This is a genomic window from Stenotrophomonas sp. YJH_SMC_17 (assembly GCF_059371655.1).
The window spans coordinates 1-19,050 of sequence record NZ_JCAFUU010000007.1 but is presented as its reverse complement, the minus strand read 5'-3'; the positions used below and the strand labels follow the sequence as shown (position 1 = coordinate 19,050).

15 protein-coding genes and 4 tRNA genes are annotated in these 19,050 nt (G+C 66.7%); 14 read left to right on the top strand and 5 right to left on the bottom strand.

Annotated features, from left to right (window positions below; genetic code table 11):
• Positions 1 to 436 precede the first annotated feature (436 nt).
• The 4 genes from ppk2 to hemA all read right to left on the bottom strand — a co-directional run bounded on the left by ppk2 (position 437) and on the right by hemA (position 5,457).
• Positions 437 to 1,219: a polyphosphate kinase 2 gene (gene ppk2 / locus AC5P8Z_RS16490; RefSeq protein WP_495229536.1), complete on the bottom strand. Its 783-nt coding sequence runs from the start codon at positions 1,217 to 1,219 to the stop codon at positions 437 to 439.
• 176 nt (positions 1,220 to 1,395) lie between these two features.
• Entirely contained in the window at positions 1,396 to 3,108 is a 1,713-nt protein-coding gene (locus tag AC5P8Z_RS16485) for an O-linked N-acetylglucosamine transferase, SPINDLY family protein (protein WP_495229535.1), read from the bottom strand.
• Between the two features lie 5 nt (positions 3,109 to 3,113).
• Entirely contained in the window at positions 3,114 to 4,196 is a 1,083-nt protein-coding gene (gene prfA / locus AC5P8Z_RS16480; protein WP_495229534.1) for a peptide chain release factor 1, read from the bottom strand.
• Complete coding sequence (gene hemA / locus AC5P8Z_RS16475) at positions 4,174 to 5,457, bottom strand: glutamyl-tRNA reductase (protein WP_495229533.1); 1,284 nt, start codon at positions 5,455 to 5,457, stop codon at positions 4,174 to 4,176. Before hemA ends, prfA begins: the two co-directional genes overlap by 23 nt.
• A gap of 63 nt (positions 5,458 to 5,520) precedes the next feature.
• On the opposite strand from hemA, the gene AC5P8Z_RS16470 reads away from it, so the two are divergent.
• The 8 genes from AC5P8Z_RS16470 (at position 5,521) to ychF (ending at position 12,484) form a co-directional block, all read left to right on the top strand.
• Positions 5,521 to 7,206: a tetratricopeptide repeat protein gene (locus AC5P8Z_RS16470; protein ID WP_286071040.1), complete on the top strand. Its 1,686-nt coding sequence runs from the start codon at positions 5,521 to 5,523 to the stop codon at positions 7,204 to 7,206.
• Positions 7,203 to 7,862 (top strand): lipoprotein insertase outer membrane protein LolB, encoded by a 660-nt coding sequence (gene lolB / locus AC5P8Z_RS16465; protein ID WP_295565129.1) that lies wholly within the window; start codon positions 7,203 to 7,205, stop codon positions 7,860 to 7,862. Before AC5P8Z_RS16470 ends, lolB begins: the two co-directional genes overlap by 4 nt.
• Positions 7,859 to 8,728, top strand: a complete 870-nt coding sequence (ispE, locus tag AC5P8Z_RS16460) for a 4-(cytidine 5'-diphospho)-2-C-methyl-D-erythritol kinase (RefSeq protein WP_295565131.1) — start codon at positions 7,859 to 7,861, stop codon at positions 8,726 to 8,728. The genes lolB and ispE overlap by 4 nt, the downstream gene beginning before the upstream one ends.
• Positions 8,729 to 8,739: 11 nt before the next feature.
• Positions 8,740 to 8,816: transfer RNA gene (locus tag AC5P8Z_RS16455), tRNA-Gln, on the top strand.
• A gap of 139 nt (positions 8,817 to 8,955) precedes the next feature.
• Complete coding sequence (locus tag AC5P8Z_RS16450; RefSeq protein WP_005415400.1) at positions 8,956 to 9,915, top strand: ribose-phosphate diphosphokinase; 960 nt, start codon at positions 8,956 to 8,958, stop codon at positions 9,913 to 9,915.
• 110 nt (positions 9,916 to 10,025) lie between these two features.
• Positions 10,026 to 10,643 (top strand): 50S ribosomal protein L25/general stress protein Ctc, encoded by a 618-nt coding sequence (locus tag AC5P8Z_RS16445; protein WP_014036085.1) that lies wholly within the window; start codon positions 10,026 to 10,028, stop codon positions 10,641 to 10,643.
• Positions 10,644 to 10,691: 48 nt separating this feature from the next.
• On the top strand, positions 10,692 to 11,270 hold the full coding sequence (gene pth / locus AC5P8Z_RS16440) for an aminoacyl-tRNA hydrolase (RefSeq protein ID WP_495229532.1): 579 nt from the start codon (positions 10,692 to 10,694) through the stop codon (positions 11,268 to 11,270).
• Between the two features lie 122 nt (positions 11,271 to 11,392).
• Complete coding sequence (gene ychF / locus AC5P8Z_RS16435) at positions 11,393 to 12,484, top strand: redox-regulated ATPase YchF (RefSeq protein WP_019338145.1); 1,092 nt, start codon at positions 11,393 to 11,395, stop codon at positions 12,482 to 12,484.
• A gap of 632 nt (positions 12,485 to 13,116) precedes the next feature.
• On the opposite strand, the gene AC5P8Z_RS16430 is transcribed toward ychF, so the two are convergent.
• Entirely contained in the window at positions 13,117 to 15,855 is a 2,739-nt protein-coding gene (locus AC5P8Z_RS16430; protein ID WP_495229531.1) for a TonB-dependent receptor plug domain-containing protein, read from the bottom strand.
• 170 nt (positions 15,856 to 16,025) lie between these two features.
• Between AC5P8Z_RS16430 and AC5P8Z_RS16425 the strand changes: the two genes are divergently transcribed.
• The 6 genes from AC5P8Z_RS16425 to AC5P8Z_RS16400 form a co-directional block, all read left to right on the top strand.
• Entirely contained in the window at positions 16,026 to 17,045 is a 1,020-nt protein-coding gene (locus tag AC5P8Z_RS16425) for a cyanophycinase (protein ID WP_286071045.1), read from the top strand.
• Between the two features lie 138 nt (positions 17,046 to 17,183).
• Entirely contained in the window at positions 17,184 to 18,200 is a 1,017-nt protein-coding gene (locus AC5P8Z_RS16420; RefSeq protein WP_286071046.1) for an isoaspartyl peptidase/L-asparaginase family protein, read from the top strand.
• A 137-nt stretch (positions 18,201 to 18,337) separates the two neighbouring features.
• Positions 18,338 to 18,423 (top strand) — tRNA-Tyr (locus AC5P8Z_RS16415).
• A gap of 24 nt (positions 18,424 to 18,447) precedes the next feature.
• Positions 18,448 to 18,521, top strand: a tRNA-Gly gene (locus AC5P8Z_RS16410).
• A gap of 49 nt (positions 18,522 to 18,570) precedes the next feature.
• Positions 18,571 to 18,646, top strand: a tRNA-Thr gene (locus AC5P8Z_RS16405).
• A gap of 41 nt (positions 18,647 to 18,687) precedes the next feature.
• Positions 18,688 to 19,050: GTP-binding protein (locus tag AC5P8Z_RS16400; protein ID WP_329754883.1), on the top strand; the 363-nt coding region annotated here is incomplete at its 3' end.

Genomic DNA, 19,050 nt, shown 5'->3' with positions numbered 1-19,050 from the left:
TGGCGGGCTGGGTCCGGTGGCGGGAGACGCCGTAAACCCGTCCATGGGGGCTTGGCCGCGGCATCCATGCCGCGGACACTCCCGCCACCGGACCCACCCCGCCTTCGAAAGATCTCCGCGATCTGCCCGCTCTTCTGTAGAGCCGAGCCATGCTCGGCTCAGATCTCACAGATATCGAGATTTTCGATTTCGATTGGGACTCATCCACGCATGGCGTGGATCCATCAGATCGTCGGAATCTGTCAGAGGTGGGGCGGTGTCGGAGTGCGGGGTGTCAGCCGCATGGATGCGGCTGCCAAGCCTACACGGACGTACTTGCGGCGTCCCCGCACTCCGACACCGCCCCGCCATCCCACGGAAATCCCGCTCTGGCTGTTGCTGTTGCCGTTGCTTGAAGGCTTCTGCAGGTGCAGGGCCGCAGGCCCTGCCGACCAACCTATTCCTCGACCGGGAAGTCTTCGATCGGCTTCAGCACATCGTAGTGCTCGCGATGCAGCTTGCCCTTCAGCTTCGGCAGTTCCGGCAACGGTGCATCCACGCGCGTGTCCGGCAACCGGTCCAGCAGGTTGCGCACCAGGGTCAGCCGGCCCAGCCGCTGGTCGTTGAAATCCACCAGCGTCCACGGCGCCGCCTCACGATGGGTGGCGCGCAGCATCGCCTCGCGGGCCTCGGTGTAAGCGCTGTACTTGCTGCGCGACTTCAGGTCCACCGGCGACAGCTTCCAGCCTTTCAGTGGATCGACATGGCGTTCGCAGAAACGCTTCTCCTGCTGCTCCTGGTCCACGCACAGCCAGTACTTGAACAGCAGGATGCCGTCGTCCACCAGCAGTTGTTCGAACACCGGTGCCTGGCGCAGGAACTGCTGGTACTCGGTTTCGCTGCAGTAGCCCATCACCCGCTCAACGCCGGCGCGGTTGTACCAGCTGCGGTCCATCAGCACGATCTCGCCCGCGGCGGGAAGATGCGAGGCGTAGCGCTGGAAGTACCACTGCGTGGATTCGCGGTCGGTCGGCTTGGGCAACGCCACGACCCGGCACTGGCGAGGGTTGAGGTGCTGGCTGATGGCCTGGATCGCGCCGCCCTTGCCCGCCGTGTCACGTCCTTCGAACAGCACCAGCAGGCGTTGCCCGCTATGCTGCACCCAGCGCGCCATCGCGGTCAGTTCCAACTGCAGTGGCAGCAGCAGTTCGTCGTACGCCTTGCGCTTGAGCTTGGCCATCGTCACACCACGCGGGAAGGAAGCCCAAGCCTAGCGCAGGGATCGCTCAGGCGATGTCGACGCCGGGTAGGGTCGACTGCTGGTCGACGATTGCGCGCAGCGCGGGAGTTTCTGCTTCTTGCCAACAGCAGTCGACTGACAGTCGACTCTACCCAGTCGACATCACCCAGTCGACATTACCCAGCCGGTTCGGTTGTTCCGCGCCATCCGTGCTCGCGCGCCAGCTCCTGCACCAACGCCGACAGATCACCGGCAAACCCGCCCATGTCGAACAGTCCGCTGCCCTCGCGTGCCTGCGCCAGTTCAGCACGCAGCGCGGCCAGCGCTGCCGGGTCGTTGCCCAGTGCACGGGCAGTGCCGATGAACGCGGTATCGTCGGCGACATTCATCCGCGCCAGGCCCAGATGATGGTTGAGGCTGCCGGCCACGCGCGCGGCGAAGGTGTCGCCGGGGCAGGTCAGTACCGGGCAGCCGGCCCACAGCGCATCGGAGGCGGTGGTGTGGGCGTTGTACGGATGCGTGTCCAGGAACACGTCGGCCAGCCGATAACGGGCCAGGTACTGCGGATGCGGCAGCTTGGCCATGAACACCAGCCGCGTTGGATCCAGGCCTGCGGCCTGCGCGGCCGCACGCAGGCGCGCATCGGCCTGTCCGGGCCCGGACAGCAGCCACAGCACGCTGTCGGGTACCGCCTGGAGGATCGCGAAGGCGCGGCCCATGCTGCGCGGATTGAGCTTGTAGCTGTTGTTGAAACAGCAGAACACCACGCCCTGCGCGGGCAGGCCGCAGTCGGCGCGGGTCGGCGCCGGCTCCAGTACGCGCGTGTTGTCCGATGGCTGGAAGGCGCGCGGCAGTCGCAGCACGCGTTCGCTGTAGTGCGGTTCCAGGGTCGGTGGCAGCGCAAACGCATCGCCCACCACCGCATCCATCCACGGCGCGCCCGACGTGCCCGGGTAGGCCAGCCAGTTCAACTGCAGCGGGGCCGGGCGCATCGCCAGCACTTCCGGCGTGCCGCCACCGCCCCAGCCACGCAGGTCGAACAACAGATCGATGCCCTCTGCGCGGATGTGTGCGGCGGTGTCGGCGTGGCGCAGGCCGGCCACATCATGCAGCTGCGTCGCTGCCTGCAGGCGCTGGCGGATGCGGCTGCCGTCAGCGCGGTTCAGTGCGAACAGATGCAGTTGCAGCGCCGGATCGTGGCGCAGCTGCTCGAACAGGGCCACGGTCAGCAGCCCGGTCGGATGCGCGCCGAATCCATTGGACAGGAAGCCGACACGCAGCGGGCCACGCGCACGCACCGATACCGGCGGCAACGGGCGTACCGATGCGGCGACCGCGGCGGCGCGTGCGCGCGCGCACGCCAGCTGTTCGGCGGCGCTGGCATCCTCGCTGAGGAAGGCGAACGGTTCGACCACGCCCTGTCCCGAGGCGAGTGCGCCGCGCACCTGTGCGGCCAGTTCGTCCAGGTCCTGCCAGTCACACAGGCGGCGCTGCCAGGCCAGGCGCTGGGCGGCGATGTAGGGTTCGCTCGGCATCAGCGCATGGGCGCGTCGATACGCCGCCGACGCGCCTTCGGCATCATCGGCATCTTCCAGTGCGTGGCCCAGCCACAGCGCGATGCCGGGATGCTGCGGTGCCAGCGCCGAGGCTTGGCCGAGCAGCTTGGCCGCATCGCCATGCGCCCCGGCCATCCACGCCACGCGGCCCAGCCGCGCCAGTGCTTCGGGGTGGTTCGGGCGCAGCTGCAGCGCGCGCCGCGCGGCCTGTTCGCCGGCGGCGATGTCGCCGGCTTCCAGTTCCACGTCGGCCAGCATCACCCAGGCGACGAAGTCGTCCGGCTGGCGGGCAATCGCCTGCTGCAGGTGCTGTCGCTGCTGCCAGGCCGACATCGTGCTCAGCCCGCCGACAGCTGGGCCAGGGCGTCGATCTGGTGCTCGTGGCTGAGCCGCTGCAGCAACGCGTCGAGGTCGCCGGCCAGGATGTTGGGCAGGTCGTACAGGGTCAGGCCTTCCACGCGGTGGTCGGTGATGCGGCCCTGCGGGAAGTTGTAGGTGCGGATGCGCTGGCTGCGGTCACCGCTGCCGACCTGCAGCCGGCGTGATTCGGCCTGCGCCGCGTCCTGGCGCTGGCGCTCGGCATCGAGCAGCTGTGCCTTCAGGCGCTTCATCGCTTTGTCGCGGTTGGCGTGCTGGCTGCGCTCGGTCTGGCATTCCACCACCACGCCGGTGGGCACGTGAGTGATGCGGATGGCCGATTCGGTCTTGTTCACGTGCTGGCCACCGGCGCCGGAGGAGCGGAACGTATCCACCTTCAGGTCGGCCGGGTTGATGACGATGTCCTCGACCTCATCGGCTTCGGGAATGATCGCCACGGTGGCCGCCGAGGTATGGATGCGGCCCTGCGATTCGGTGGCCGGCACGCGCTGCACGCGGTGCGTGCCGGATTCGAACTTCAGGCGCGAGAACGCACCGCGGCCGACCACGCGCGCCACCACTTCCTTGTAGCCGCCATGCTCACCGGGATTGTCCGATTCGATCTCGACCTTCCAGCCCTGGCGTTCGGCGTAGCGGGCATACATGCGGAACAGGTCGCCGGCGAAGATCGCCGCTTCGTCGCCGCCGGTACCGGCACGCACTTCCAGGAAGAGGTTGCCGTCGTCGCGCGGGTCGCGCGGTACCAGCAGCAGCGCCAGTTCCTGTTCCAGCTCCTGCAGGCGGGCCTGGGCGGCAGCGATTTCCTCGTCGGCCAGCTCGCGCAGGTCGGGGTCGGCACGCATGCCTTCGGCGGCGGCCAGGTCGGCCTTGGCACGGGCTTCATCGGCCAGTGCGGTGGCAACCGGCTCAAGTTGGGCGAATTCGCGCGAAAGGTCGCGGAAACGGGTGTTGTCGGCGACCACGTCGGGTTCGGCGAGCAGGCGTTCCAGTTCTTCGCGGCGCTCGGCCAGCGCTTCCAGCTTACGGCGCAGGGTCGGCGTCATCGGGTCTCACGGGTGGGTGGCGGTAACCCGGCGTGGCCGGGAACAGGCGCTCGGCGGCGCGGGTCAGGTCGGCATCGCCGCTCAGCGCGGCGGCGCGCAGGGCAGCGGTCGGCGGGTGCAGCAATCGATTGGTCAGCCCGTGCGCCAGCAGTTCCAGCACTTCGTCGGCCGGCTTGCCGTTGGCCAGCTGCTGGCGCGCGCGCTCCAGCAGTTCGGCGCGGGTGGCTTCGCCGAACGCACGCAACTGCCGCAGCGGTGCCTGGTGGGCGCTGGCCTGCTGGGTCTCGACGAAGCGGGACACCTGCAGGTCGATGATCGCCTCGGCCTCGGCGGCGGCCTCGCGGCGGCCACGGCGGTTGTCTTCCACCGCGCGCTCCAGGTCGTCGACGGTGTAGAGGAAGGCGTCATTGAGCGTGCCGACCTCGGCCTCGATGTCGCGCGGCACGGCCAGGTCGAACAGCAGCATCGGCTTGTGCCGGCGCGCGCGCAGGGCCTTGGCCACCATCTCGCGATGGATCACCGGTTCGCGCGCGGCGGTGGCCGAGAACACCACGTCGGCCTCGCCGAGGTGGCGGTCCAGCTCGGTCAGCGGCAGCGCCACGCCACCATGTCGGCTGGCCAGCTCCTGGGCATGGGCGAGGGTACGGTTGGCGATCAGCAACCGCCGCACCTTGCCCTCGCTCAGGTGGCGTGCAGCCAGTTCGATGGTCTCGCCGGCACCGACCAGCAGCACGGTGGAATCGTCCAGGCGCGCGAAGGCGTTCTGCGCCAGGCGCACTGCGGCCGAGGCCACCGAGACCGGGTTGGCGCCGACCTGGGTATCGGTGCGCGCACGCTTGGCCACCGAGAAGGTCTGCTGGAACAGCCGGTCCAGGCGCTGCCCGAGCAGGCCGTGATCGCGCGCGGTGGACCAGGCATCCTTCACCTGGCCCAGGATCTGCGGCTCGCCCAGCACCATTGAATCCAGGCCGGTGGCGACCCGGAACAGGTGGCGCACCGCATCGGCGTCGGCATGCTGGTACAGGTAGCCCTGCAGGTCGCCGGCCTGGCTGTGCAGCCACTGGTCCAGCGCCTGCGGCGAATCCGCCACCGCGTACAGCTCGGTGCGGTTGCAGGTGGAAAGCAGGACCGCCTCGGCGATCTGCGGGGTATCGCGCAGCGAACCGAGCGCGCGCGGCAGCGCCTCACCGGCGAAGGCCGCGCGCTCGCGCAGCTCCACCGGTGCGGTCTGGTGATTCAGTCCGAGCACCCACAGGGTCATTGTTCAGTTGCTTGCGATAAGCTGCTGGCCATTGGACGACATTTTAAGGCCCCGATGCCGACGATGCCCGCATTGATTCGCATCCCCAGTGTTCTGCTGCTGTCCCTGGCCTGTTCCCAGGCCCTGGCGGCGGTGCCGGCCAAGGCCCCTGTGCGGGCGCCGGCCACTGAGGAACTGGCGCTGGAACCGGTGATGGCCGGTGAATTCGCCCTGCAGGCCGGCAAGCTGGCCGAGGCTGCGCGCTGGTACCTGCAGGCGGCCCAGCAGACCGACGGCGATGCCGGCCTGGCCGAACGTGCCACCCGCATTTCCATGCTGGCCAACGACGATGCCAGCGCCGCCAAGGGCCTGGCCCTGTGGCAACAGCGCGCACCGAGCTCGTTGACGATGCGCAGCGCCGCTGCTGCGCTGGCCATGCGCCAGGGCGATGTGAAGGCCGCGCGTGGCGATCTGCAGGCCCTGCTGGCCGACCCGGATGAACGTGGCTGGAAGTTCGCCCTGGCCGCGCTGATTGGCGGTGGCCGCGACCCGGCAGTACCGGCGCAGGTGCTGGGTGAGCTGGTCGATGCCAACGCCATTCCGCCGAAGATCGAGGCCTGGCAGGAGTTCGGCCGCCTTGCCCTGCGCATGGACAAGCCCGAACTGGCGCGGCGCATGATCGATGAAGTGGTCAAGCGTTTCCCTGAAGAACCGCGCGTGGCACTGCTGCGCGCCAGCCAGCTGCAGCAGGCTGGCGAGACCGACAAGGCGCTGTCGCTGCTGCATGACGTCGAGCCGAAGACGCGCCAGGATCCGGAACTGCGCAACGCGGTGGCCATCGCCTACGACAGCCTGGGGCAGCCGGCCGCGGCCGAACGCGTACTGGCCTTCGGCCCGCAGGACGTACAGACCTGGGGCATGCGCGCCTCGCTGCTGGCCAAGCAGGGCGACAAGGCCGCGCTCTCCAATCTCTACAACGAACTTTCCCGGCAGGCGGCCAAGCCAGACCCGGCACAGCGCCTGCTGCTGGGCAAGATCGCCGAATACCTGAAGCGTTACCCCGAGGCCGTGCAGTGGTACCACAGCGTGCCCGGTGGCGATGAGCTGAGCGAGGCGCGCCTGCGCGCGGCCAATGCCCAGGCGCTGGCCGGGCGCCTGTCGCAGGCATTGGATGAAGTCCACGCGATCCAATCCGATGCGGTGGTCGACGACGACGTGCGTCGCGACGCCTACCTGCTGGAAGCCGAACTGCGCCAGCGCGCCGACGACAGCGGCGGCGAACTGGATGCACTGGCCCGCGGCCTGGCCGCCTACCCGGATGACAACGGCCTGCTGTACGCCCGTGCACTCACCTGGGAGCGCCGTGACGACATCCCGCGCGCCGAGGCCGACCTGCGCAAGATCCTGGTGACCGACCCGGAGAACGTGCCGGCGCTGAACGCGCTGGGCTACACGCTGGCCGATCGCACCGGTCGCCTGCAGGAAGCATTGGAGCTGATCGACCGCGCGCGCGTGGCCGAACCGGACAACGCCGCCATCGTCGACAGCTATGGCTGGGTGCTGTATCGCCTGGGTCGCAAGGAAGAGGCGCTGGTGCAGCTGCGCCGTGCCTGGACCCTGGCCAAGGACCCCGAGATCGCCGCCCATGTCGGCGAAGTGTTGTGGGTGCTGGGCAAGCATGACGAGGCGCGCCACTTCTTCGAGGAAGCGGCCAAGCTCGATCCCGAAAACCGCGCGCTGCTGCGCGCCCGCGAGAAATTCAATCCATGAGTGTTTCCCTGATCCGGCCGCTGCTGTTGGCGGCCGCGACCCTGGCGGTGACCGCCTGCACCAGCGTGGGCACGCAGAAGACCCCTGCGCCGGCCGTGGTCGAGACCGTGTCTGCCGAAGCGGCACAGACCGAGGCCGCACGCGTGGCTGCGTTGCAGGCACAGTCGGACTGGACGTTCCAGGGCCGGGTCGCGGTCAGCAAGGGCAAGGACGGTGGCAGCGGCCGCATCGACTGGAAGCAGGAAGGCCGCCGCTACGTGGTCGAACTGAGTGCGCCGGTGACCCGGCAGAGCTGGAAGCTGACCGGCGATACCCATTCCGAAGCAGGTCGCTTGGAAGGGCTGGCTGGCGGGCCGCGCGATGGCGAGGATGCCCAGCAGCTGCTGCTGGAGGCGACTGGCTGGGACATCCCGGTCAACCAGCTGCCGGAGTGGATCCGCGGCCTGGTAGCCGGCGATGCTGCCGGTCCGGAGAAGGTCGAGCGCGACGGTGAAGGCCGGCCGCGCCGCATGCAGCAGATGGGCTGGCAAGTGCAGTACCTGGACTGGTATCCCGCCGAGGCTGGGCGCCCGGCGCTGCCGCGCCGAATCGAGGCCAGCAATGGCGACGCCAAGGTGCGCCTGCTGGTGGACCAGTGGGGGCAGGGCGGCCCATGAGTGGGGCAGCCGACGACGCGGGCTGGTCCTGGTGGCCGGCCCCGGCCAAGCTGAACCTGTTCCTGCACATCACCGGCCGCCGGGCCGACGGCTACCACGAGCTGCAGACTGTGTTCCGCCTGCTGGACTGGGGTGACCGCATTGGCCTGCGCCTGCGTGAAGATGGCCAGGTGCGCCGGCAGGGTGAGGGCCTGGCCGGCGTGGCCGAGGCGGATGACCTGGCGGTCCGCGCTGCGCGGCTTCTTAAAGATGCGGCCAATAGCGCGCAAGGCGCAGACATCATCGTCGAAAAGCATGTTTCGGCTGGCGGTGGCTTCGGTGGCGGGTCGTCCGATGCCGCCACCGTGCTGGTGGTGCTGAACCGGCTCTGGCGGGCGGGCCTGGACGAAGATGCCCTGGCCGCGCTGGGCCTGCGCCTGGGCGCGGATGTGCCGGTGTTCGTGCGCGGGCGCAATGCCTGGGCCGAAGGGGTGGGCGAGCGCCTGCAGCCGATCTTGCTGGAACCGGCCTGGTATGTGGTGGTTGAACCGGGCGTTCATGTTCCCACCCCGGCCCTGTTCGCAGACCCGGATTTGACGCGCGACAGCCCAGTGGCGAAAATAGAGGACTTCGCTTCCGGGACCCTGGTCGGGAATGCGTTCGAACCGGTGCTGCGCCGCCGTGAGCCTGCCGTCGAGGCAGCGTTCGCCGCGTTGAGCGACATCGGCACGGCGCGGCTGACCGGTTCGGGAAGTGGTTGTTTCGTCGAGTTCGCATCGCAGTCTGCCGCAGAGCAGGGACGGTCGAAGTTGCCGAAGGAGTTGCGGGCAAGGGTGGCGGCGGGCGTTGCGCGTTCGCCACTGCTGGATGCACTCGAGCAACACTGATTCATCACTGCAGGGGCGTCGCCAAGAGGCCCAAGGCACCAGGTTTTGATCCTGGCATTCGTAGGTTCGAATCCTACCGCCCCTGCCAATAGCGGCTGTGTCCGCGCCTTCCAGCGCATCGCCTGCGCGGGACGTGGAAACAACCGCGGTGTTGTCAGCAGCAAGGGTCCATCGGGTCCTTGCCGACCCCGGATCCCCGCCACTCGTCCCCGCCCGAGACAATCATGATGCAAGAGTCCCCGAACCTGCTGGTCTTTTCCGGCAACGCCAACAAACGTCTGGCGCAGAACATCTGCAAGGAACTGGGGGTCCGCCCGGGCAAGGCGCTGGTCTCGCACTTCTCCGATGGCGAAGTGCAGGTGGAGATCGAAGAGAACGTCCGCAAGCAGGACGTGTTCGTGATCCAGCCGACCTGCGCGCCGAGCGCGGAAAACCTGATGGAACTGCTGGTGCTGATCGACGCGCTCAAGCGCGCATCGGTGGCCAGCGTCACCGCCGTGGTGCCGTACTTCGGCTACTCGCGCCAGGATCGCCGCATGCGTTCCTCGCGCGTGCCGATCACCGCCAAGCTGGCGGCGAAGATGTTCAGCACCGCTGGCGCTGATCGCGTGCTGACCGTCGACCTGCACGCCGACCAGATCCAGGGCTTCTTCGATATTCCGGTGGACAACGTGTATGCGTCCCCGCTGCTGCTGGCCGACATCTGGCGCGCCTACGGCACCGAGAACCTGATCGTTGTGTCGCCGGACGTCGGCGGCGTGGTCCGCGCCCGTGCGGTGGCCAAGCGCCTGGATGACGCCGACCTGGCGATCATCGACAAGCGCCGCCCGCGCGCCAACGTCTCCACCGTGATGAACATCATCGGTGACGTCGAAGGCAAGACCTGCGTGATGGTCGATGACATCGTCGATACCGCCGGCACCCTGTGCGCCGCTGCCGCTGCCCTGAAGGCGCGCGGTGCGCTCAAGGTCGCCGCCTACTGCACCCACGCGGTGCTGTCGGGCCCGGCGGTGGACAACATCACCAATTCCCAGCTCGACGAGCTGGTGGTGACCGACACCATCCCGCTGAAGGACGCAGCGCGGGTGTGCAGCAAGATCCGCCAGCTGAGCGTGGCGGAAATGCTGGCCGAAACGATGCGTCGCATCGCCTTCGGCGAGTCGGTCAGCTCGCTGTACGTCGACTGAGTTTTTCGTCCCTGCCGGCAACGGCGGGGACATGCCCCGGGTGCTTCTGGTCGCGGAAGCATCTTCAACCGCCAGGCCGCAAGGCAGGGCAACAACCTGAGTAGTCGAAAATGTCGAAGACCCATGAAATCAAGGTCACCAAGCGTGAACTGCAGCGTAAGGGTGCGAGCCGCCGCCTGCGTCACGCCGGTGTGATCCCGGCCATCGTGTACGGCGGCAACGCCGAGCCGGTCGCCATCAGCCTGGACCACAACGAAATCTGGCTGGCCCAGCAGAACGAGTGGTTCTATGCCTCGATCCTGGACCTGAACCTGGACGGCCAGGTGCAGAAGGTCCTGCTGCGTGACATGCAGCGCCATCCGTACAAGCAGCTGATCATGCACCTGGACTTCCAGCGCGTGAACGAGAACGAAGCCCTGACCGCTTCGGTCCCGCTGCACTTCATCAACGAAGACACCTCGCCGGCTGGCAAGGCTGCCGACGTCGTGGTCACCCACGAACTGAAGGAAGTGACCATCACCTGCCTGCCGAAGGACCTGCCGGAGTCGATCGAAGTCGACCTGGGCGAGCTGAAGGCCGGTGACGTGGTGTACCTGTCCAACATCAAGCTGCCGAAGGGCGTGGAAATCCCGGCCCTGGCGCTGGGCAAGGACCACGACGACGCCATCGTCACCGCCAAGGCCGGCAAGGCCGACGCGGCCGACGAAGAAGCGGCTGCCGCCGAGTAATACCGCTACGGTGCCTGCCTCCGGGCAGGCACCGTATTGGAAGGAGCCATGGCAGGACTGCGACTGATCGTCGGTCTGGGCAACCCCGGATCGGAACACGCCCGGACCCGGCACAATGCCGGGTTTCATTTCGTTGAGGCCCTGGCTGAAAAAGCCGGTGCACGATGGAATGTGGACAGCAAACTGTTCGGCGAGACCGCCAAGGTCGAGATTGCCGGGCAGACGGTGTGGCTGCTCAAGCCCGCCACCTTCATGAATCTCAGTGGCAAGTCGGTCACCGCCGCGCAGCGGTTCTGGAAGATCGAACCGGAAGAAACCCTGCTGGCCCACGACGAACTGGACCTGGCGCCCGGTGTGGCGCGGCTGAAGTTCGATGGTGGCCACGGTGGCCAGAACGGCCTGCGTGACACCATCCGCCTGCTCGGTCACGGCAAGTTCCATCGCCTGCGCGTGGGCATCGGCCATCCCGGCCACAAGGACCGCGTGGTGGGTTGGGTGCTCGGCCGCCCGTCCAGGGATGACGACGTGCTGATCGCACGCGCCATCGACGATGCGATCGACGTGATGCCGCTGGCGGTGCAGGGCGATTTCAGCGAAGCGATGAAGCGCCTGCACACCCCGAAATAACCCGCTTTGGGTAGGTGCCAACCGTGGTTGGCGCCGCTGTTGATCGACCACACCGAGATGGATTGGCCAAGCAGCGCGCGCGCTGTTTCACCAATCACTTTCACCCCAGAGAGCTGTCACCCATGGGTATCAAATGCGGCATCGTCGGCCTGCCCAACGTCGGCAAGTCGACCCTGTTCAATGCGCTGACCAAGGCGGGTATCGCCGCGGCGAATTTCCCGTTCTGCACCATCGAACCGAACGTCGGCATCGTGCCGGTGCCGGATCCGCGCCTGGGCGAACTGGCAGGGATCATCAACCCGCAGAAGGTCATTCCGACCGCGGTCGAGTTCGTCGACATCGCCGGCCTGGTGGCCGGTGCGGCCAGCGGTGAAGGCCTGGGCAACAAATTCCTGGCGCACATCCGCGAAGTCGATGCGATCACCCACGTGGTGCGCTGCTTCGAGCACGGCGACATCGTGCACGTGGCCGGCAAGGTCGACCCGATCTCGGACATCGAAACCATCGATACCGAACTGGCGCTGGCCGACCTGGACAGCGTCGAGAAGGCGCTGAACCGTGCCGAGCGTGCAGCCAAGGGCGGCGACAAGGACGCAGCGGCGCGCAAGCCGGTGCTGGCCAAGCTGCAGGCGGCGCTGTCGGATGGCAAGGCTGGCCGTTCGGTCGGCCTGGACGATGAAGAAAAGGCGCTGGTGCGTGACCTGTTCCTGCTGACCCTGAAGCCGGTGATGTACATCGCCAACGTGCTGGAAGATGGTTTCGAGAACAACCCGCACCTGGAAGCCGTGCGCGCGCATGCCGCCGCCGAAGGCGCGCAGGTGGTGCCGGTGTCGGCCGCCATCGAAGAGGAGCTGTCGCAGCTCGACGATGAGGACCGCGATACCTTCCTGGCCGATCTGGGGCTGAGCGAGCCGGGCCTGAACCGCGTGATCAACGCGGCCTACAGCCTGCTGGGCCTGCAGACCTACTTCACCGCCGGCGTGAAGGAAGTCCGTGCGTGGACCGTGCGCAAGGGCGCTACCGCCCCGCAGGCCGCCGCGGTCATCCACACCGACTTCGAGAAGGGCTTCATCCGCGCCGAAACCATCGCGTACGACGACTTCATCAAGTACAAGGGCGAAGCCGGTGCCAAGGAAGCCGGTCGCCTGCGCCTGGAAGGCAAGGAATACCGCGTGCAGGAAGGCGACATCCTGCACTTCCGCTTCAACGTCTGATCCAGCGGTAGCGGATCGACCCTGGACGCCCCGCCTTGTGCGGGGCGTTCGCGTTTCCGGCGCCGCGCTGGTGGCTGGTGAAAAATTGACCATGCATTGAAACGCTTGCGCGGCAAGCCTCGCGCACACTTGTCCACACCAAACCCCCACCACTTTCCACGCGCGGTGTGGAAAACCCCGTGTGCCGCTGTAGAGCCGAGCCCATGCATCGGCTGATGCCGGCCGGCGCCGAGCATGGGCTCGGCTATACGGCGCTTGTCCGCGAAGCGTGGACAAATATTCGCCACGCTTCCAAACGCCTGCGCGGCAATGCTCGCGCCCACTTGTCCACACCAAGTTCCCATCGCTCTCCACGTCTGGTGTGGAAAACAATCGAAGCGAATGGATAAAAAATCACCACGCCCGGAAATGCCTGTGGGACAACGATCGCGCCCACTTGTCCACACCTAGTTCCCATCGCTCTCCACGTCCGATGTGGAAAACCCGCGTGGCCCGCTCTGGTAGTCGCCCACCTTGGCGGGGCGTGGCAGATCAGTGCCTACCAACGTGGGCATCTGGCAGAGCCAGGTTCCCCAACGACAAGGCCCGCCAATGGCGGGCCTTGTCGTCCACGTTCTGCAGTGCGGCGTGCCTTACAACGCGCTGCCACCAAACTTGTGGGTGTACTGCAGGTTGATGGTGCGGCCGACGCTGTCGAACCAGGACACGTCGTAGTACGGGTAGGCGGTGTACGTGGCGTCCTTCGGCGGCATCTTGTTGAACACGTTGACCACTGCCAGCGACAGGCGCGAATGGTCGTCGAAGCGGTACTGCACCGAGGCGTTGTAGCGGTACGTCGCCTTCACGTACGGGCTGTCGCCGCTGTCCCAGTCGAACGACTGGTCGTAGTTGTCCGAAGTCGGCAGCTTGCCCAGGCGCGAGCCATAGACCGTGGCCGACCACGCGTCCTTCTCCCAGGTCACGCTCAGGCTGGTCTTGGTGCGCGGAATGTCGAAGCCGCTGTTGACCGCGAACTGGTCCAGGGTCGGATCGCCGGGGTAGCGCTGGAAATCGTGCTTCTTCACCCAAGTGTGGGTGCCGTTGAGGATGAAGTCGCCGATGCCGGTCTGCACGCGGTAGCGCAGGCCGACATCGATGCCGGAGGTCGACTCGCGGGCAACGTTGATCGGGGCCACGCGCACGCCATACAAGCGGCCGTCGCTGGTGCGGGTGATGCGGTCGAGTGCATCCACGCAGGTCGGCGAGTTGATGTCCGCGCTGCCGAGCCGGCAGTTCGCTTCATTGGCCAGGATCGTGCGCACGTCCATGTCCTGCACCTGCTTGCGCATGTCGATGTCGAACCAGTCCACCGAGAGGTCCAGGCCGATTGCCGGCGACCAGACAAAGCCGGCGCTCCACGAGGTGCTGGTTTCCGGGTCGAGCTGGCGGTTGCCAGTGCGGCTGCGGATCAGGTTGCGCTCGTAATCGGAACAGTCGCTGGCTTCCTCGAGGCGGCAGGTGTACAGGTCCTCGGCGCTGGTCTCGTCGTTGCCCGGTCCGGCAAACACATAGTGCAGGTCCGGTGCGCGGAATGCAGTGCCGTAGGAGCCGCGCACCAGCAGGGTATCGATCGGGCGCCATTCCAGGCCGCCGCTCCAGGTGGCCTTGCCGATGGTGTGGCCGGAATAGCGGTACTGGTCGTAGCGGCCGGCCACGCTCAGGTTGACCGTCTCGTGCAGCGGCATGCGCAGCTCGGCCGCCGTGGCCCAGCGGTTGCGCGAGCCGTTGCCGTCCGAATCCTTCCAGCTGTAGTAGTAGTACTGGGTAGCCAGCGGATCGGGATTCAGCGAGTACGCCTGCTGGCCCACTTCCACGGTCGCGGCGAAGCCGGCGTCACCGCCCGGCAGGCCGAACAGTGCCGAGTTGGTCAGGGTGAACGCGGCCGTCTCGGTGCGCGACTTGGGCGAATAGGTGGTGCGTGCGGCGATCGAATCGTACTCGGCGCGGGTGAGCGGCCGGTACAGGCGTGACAGGTCCGCGTTGTAGATCGGGAAGCCATCGTCATCCACGCCCAGCTGCGGGCCCAGGAACAGGTCATTGGCCTTGGCTGCGATGATCTGCGCCCAGCTGATCCGCGACTGGTACTGCGAATGGCTCAATGCCGCTTCGTAATCCCAGTTGCCGGTCAGGTTGCCCTTGAAGCCGGTGGTCACGCTGAAGGTCTTCTGCGTGCTGCGCACCATTGCATTGCGCAGCCCGCCCATTTCCTCGGGTGAGAACTGGCGCTGCCAGAATTCGATCTCGCCGGTGGCTTCATTGTTGAAGTAGCCCGACTCGTCACCGCTGGCGTCCATGCGGCCCCAGCTGGTGACGTCGCGCATCAGCGACATCGTGTGGTAACCCAGCTGCACGTCGGCGAACCATTGCTGGCCGTTGTCGAAGTCGTAGCTCAGCGAGGCGTAGCCATTGGCGCCGCGGCGCTTGCTGAGGATGGTGCCGTAGCCGATCGACGCGTCGCTGCCGCAGTAGTAGCCGTATTTCGGCCGATAGGCATGGTAGGTGGTGCCCTGGTTCTGGCCGGCCAGCGCCTCGCAGGTGGCGGCGCCCGGGTCCAGGTAGTCATCGTTGTAATCGGTACGCAGGTAGGCGCGGCGCGCGATGCGCGAGCCTTCGGTCGGCGCATCCTGGGTCGAATCCTGGATGTCGCGCTCATAGGCCCACAATGGCGTCTGCGACTGCAGCTCGACGCTGTACACGGCGTTGAAGTTGCCACGACTGAAACCGCTGGCCAGGCTCATGTCGAACGACTCGCCACCGCCTTCGCTGGTGGTGCCCATGCGCATGTCGATCGTGGTGCCGTCGGCCTTTTTCTTCAGGATGAAGTTGACCACGCCGGCGATCGCGTCCGAGCCGTAGATGGCCGAGGCACTGCCGGTCAGCACTTCGATGCGCTCGATCATTCCCAGCGGGATGTTGGAGACGTCGGTGAAGTTGCTGCGGCCCTTGAACGGCATCGGGAAGTCGGCGATGCGGCGGCCGTTGACCAGTACCAGCGTGTGGTTGGGGCCGAGGCCGCGCAGGTCCACCTGCTGGGCGCCCGGCGAGAAGTCGGCGCCACTGGAAGACTGCTGGCTCTGCGTCTCACCGCCGTTCTGGGTCATCGCGCGCAGCACGTCCGGCACGGTCGTAAAGCCGCTGGAGCGGATCTGCTCGGCGCTGATCACCGTGATCGGGGCAGGACCTTCCACCTGGGCGCGGGGAATGCGCGAACCGGTGACCTGCACCGCATCCAGTTGTTGAACCGAAGAGGAAGCCGGAGCCTGGGCCGCCGCGGAAGCAGCCACGCCCATCAACGCCAGCTGGATCGACCACGCCATCGCCTTTCTACGCATGAGGAATTCTCGGTATTGAAGCCGGCCCGCAGAGGAGGAGCCCTGTCCCCCATTCAGATTTCCGGAATGGGCGCGCGCATTTAACGCCTTTTTCATGCCCTTGACTACTGGGTCCCTATCTGGCAAAGAGTGAAAACGCTTGCAAGTCGATTTTGTTCAGGGAGATCAAGATGCGACGCCTCCACAGCCCCCTGCGCGGACCCTTTCTCTGGCTGGCACTGCTGGTCCTGGCCTGGCCGCTGGCGGCCGTTGCGCAGGATCTGCAGGGGCCGGGCCTTGCCTATTACGAAGTGGGTGACCTGGAGGCGCCGAGATCCGGCCCGCGCGCACCGGCGATGATGCTGATGGGAGGTGGCGAATGGGTGCCCGAAGCCTTCCGGTGGTGGCTGAAGCAGGCCGGCAACGGCCGCGTGCTGATCCTGCGCGCCTCCGGCGGCGACGAACTTCAGGAGCGGCTCTATCACGAGATCGGCGGCACCACCGCGGTACAGACCCTGGTCTTCGACAGCCGCCGCGGCGCCGACGATCCTGCCGTGCTGCGCGTGGTTGCCGCGGCCGATGCCATCTTCATCGCCGGCGGCGACCAGTCGCGCTACATCCGCTTCTGGAAGGGCACCGCGCTCAACCGCGCGCTCAACGCGCATGTGCGCGCAGGCAAGCCGATTGCCGGTACCAGTGCTGGCCTGGCGATACTCGGTGGCTATGCCTACGGCGCGATGGATGGCGGCAGCATCACCTCTGCCGGTGCGCTGGCAGACCCGATGGGCAGTGCGGTGACCATGGACAGCGGCTTCCTGCAGATGCCCTACCTGCAGCGTGTGGTCACCGACACCCATTTCGACAAGCGTGACCGGCTCGGACGCCTGATCGTGTTCGTGGCGCGCGCCGCACAGGACAGTGGCGACCCCGACATCGTCGGCATCGGTGTCGATGAGGACACCGCGTTGTGCGTGGAGCCGGATGGCCAGGCCCAGGTCTACAGCGTCGACGGCGACGGCAAGGTCTGGGTGGTCAGCCCCGGCCGTGATGCCGACCGCCTGGTGGAGGGCGAGCCACTGCGCTTCCATGCCGTCCCGGTGACCGTGGTCGCCAGCGGCAGTCGCATGCGCCTGGATGACTTCCAGGCCGAGGCTGACTACCAGGCCGTGGCCGACGTCAGCGATGGCGAGATCGAAGTCATCCGCCAGTGACCCGGCGATCCTGTGGTCACGCATGGGATGCTGTAGAGCCGAGCCCGCGCTCGGCTGCCTTTCAATCGAGGCATCAGCCGAGCATGCGCTCGGCCCTACCATGATGCCTCCCTTGCCCACTTGCTGGAGACGTACCCGATGAAACTGCGCCTGGCGCTGTCCGCGCTGCTGTCCCTGCCGTTGCTCGCCCAGGCCGCGCCGGCCACCGCGCCGATGCTGGTCATCCACGGTGGCGCCGGCGTCGAGCGCAAGGATCTGTCGCCGGCCGAAGAGAGGGCGGCACGCGACGCGCTGCGGGCGGCGCTGCTGAAGGGGCATGCCGAACTCGCCGCGGGTCGTCCGGCGCTCGCTGCGGTCACCGCAGCGATCACCGTGCTGGAGGACGATCCCACCTTCAACGCCGGCAAGGGTGCAGTGTTCACCCACGACGGTCGCAACGAGCTGGATGCGGCTCTCATGGACGGCGCGAGCCAGGCGGCGGGCGCGGTCGCGGGCGTGCAGCGGGTGCGCAACCCGATCCTGCTGGCGCAGACCGTGATGCAGAAATCCAAGCACGTGATGATGGTCGGGCAGGGTGCCGAGGCATTTGCGGTGGAGCAGGGCATCACCCTGGTCGATCCGTCGTACTTCCGCACCGACAAGCGCTGGCAGCAGCTGCAGCGCGCGCTGAAGGAGGAGGCCAGCGGCCAGGCGCATGCCGACCTGGAGACCGCAAAGCACTTCGGCACCGTGGGTGCGGTCGCATTGGACGCGCAGGGGCATCTCGCGGCGGGCACCTCCACCGGAGGCATGACCAACAAGCGCTATGGGCGTGTGGGTGATTCGCCGATCATCGGCGCCGGTACCTGGGCTGACGCGCGCTGCGCGGTGTCTGGCACCGGCTGGGGCGAGTACTACATCCGTACTGCCGCCGCGCATGAGATCTGCGCGCGCATGCGCTACCAGGGGCAGACCCCGGAACAGGCCGGCAAGGGCGTGATCAACGAGACGATCCCGCAGATGGGCGGCGATGGCGGTGCGATCGTGCTTGCCGCAGACGGAAAAATGGCCACGCCGTTCAACACCCAGGGCATGTACCGGGGCTGGATCGGCGCCGACGGCGTCCCCCATGTCGCAATTTTCGCCAGCGAGACCCTGCCGGTCCCCGGGCAATAACCTTGCGTATCAATGGGTTTGCGACAACGTGTGAAAAAGATGGAAAAAAGCGTTGACACGCCCCCGTCCCATCAGCAGAATAAGCGGCTCACCACCACACACCGCAACGCTTCGGCGGCAACGGGATGGGGTGGTAAGGAGGGATACCCAAGCGGCCAACGGGGGCAGACTGTAAATCTGCTGGCTTACGCCTTCGGTGGTTCGAATCCACCTCCCTCCACCAGTTTCACGTTGTGACATTCCCGGCGCGGGAGTAGTTCAATGGTAGAACCTCAGCCTTCCAAGCTGATGGTGCGGGTTCGATTCCCGTCTCCCGCTCCATTGAATGAACTTTGAATATTATCGAGTTCATGTCATAATGCAAAACTCGGCTCACGTAGCTCAGTCGGTAGAGCACTTCCTTGGTAAGGAAGAGGTCGAAGGTTCGATTCCTTTCGTGAGCACCATCTTAAGCATCACCTCTCAGACGAATTCGAGATAAGCAGCCATGGCCAAGGGTAAGTTCGAGCGCACCAAGCCGCACGTCAACGTCGGCACCATCGGTCACGTCGACCACGGCAAGACCACGCTGACCGCCGCACTGACCAAGATCGGTGCCGAGCGCTTCGGTGGCGAGTTCAAGGACTACTCCTCGATCGACGCCGCTCCGGAAGAAAAGGCTCGTGGTATCACGATCTCGACCGCACACGTCGAATACGAATCCCCGGTCCGTCACTACGCCCACGTCGATTGCCCGGGCCACGCTGACTACGTCAAGAACATGATCACCGGTGCCGCCCAGATGGACGGCGCGATCCTGGTGTGCTCGGCCGCTGACGGCCCGATGCCGCAGACCCGCGAGCACATCCTG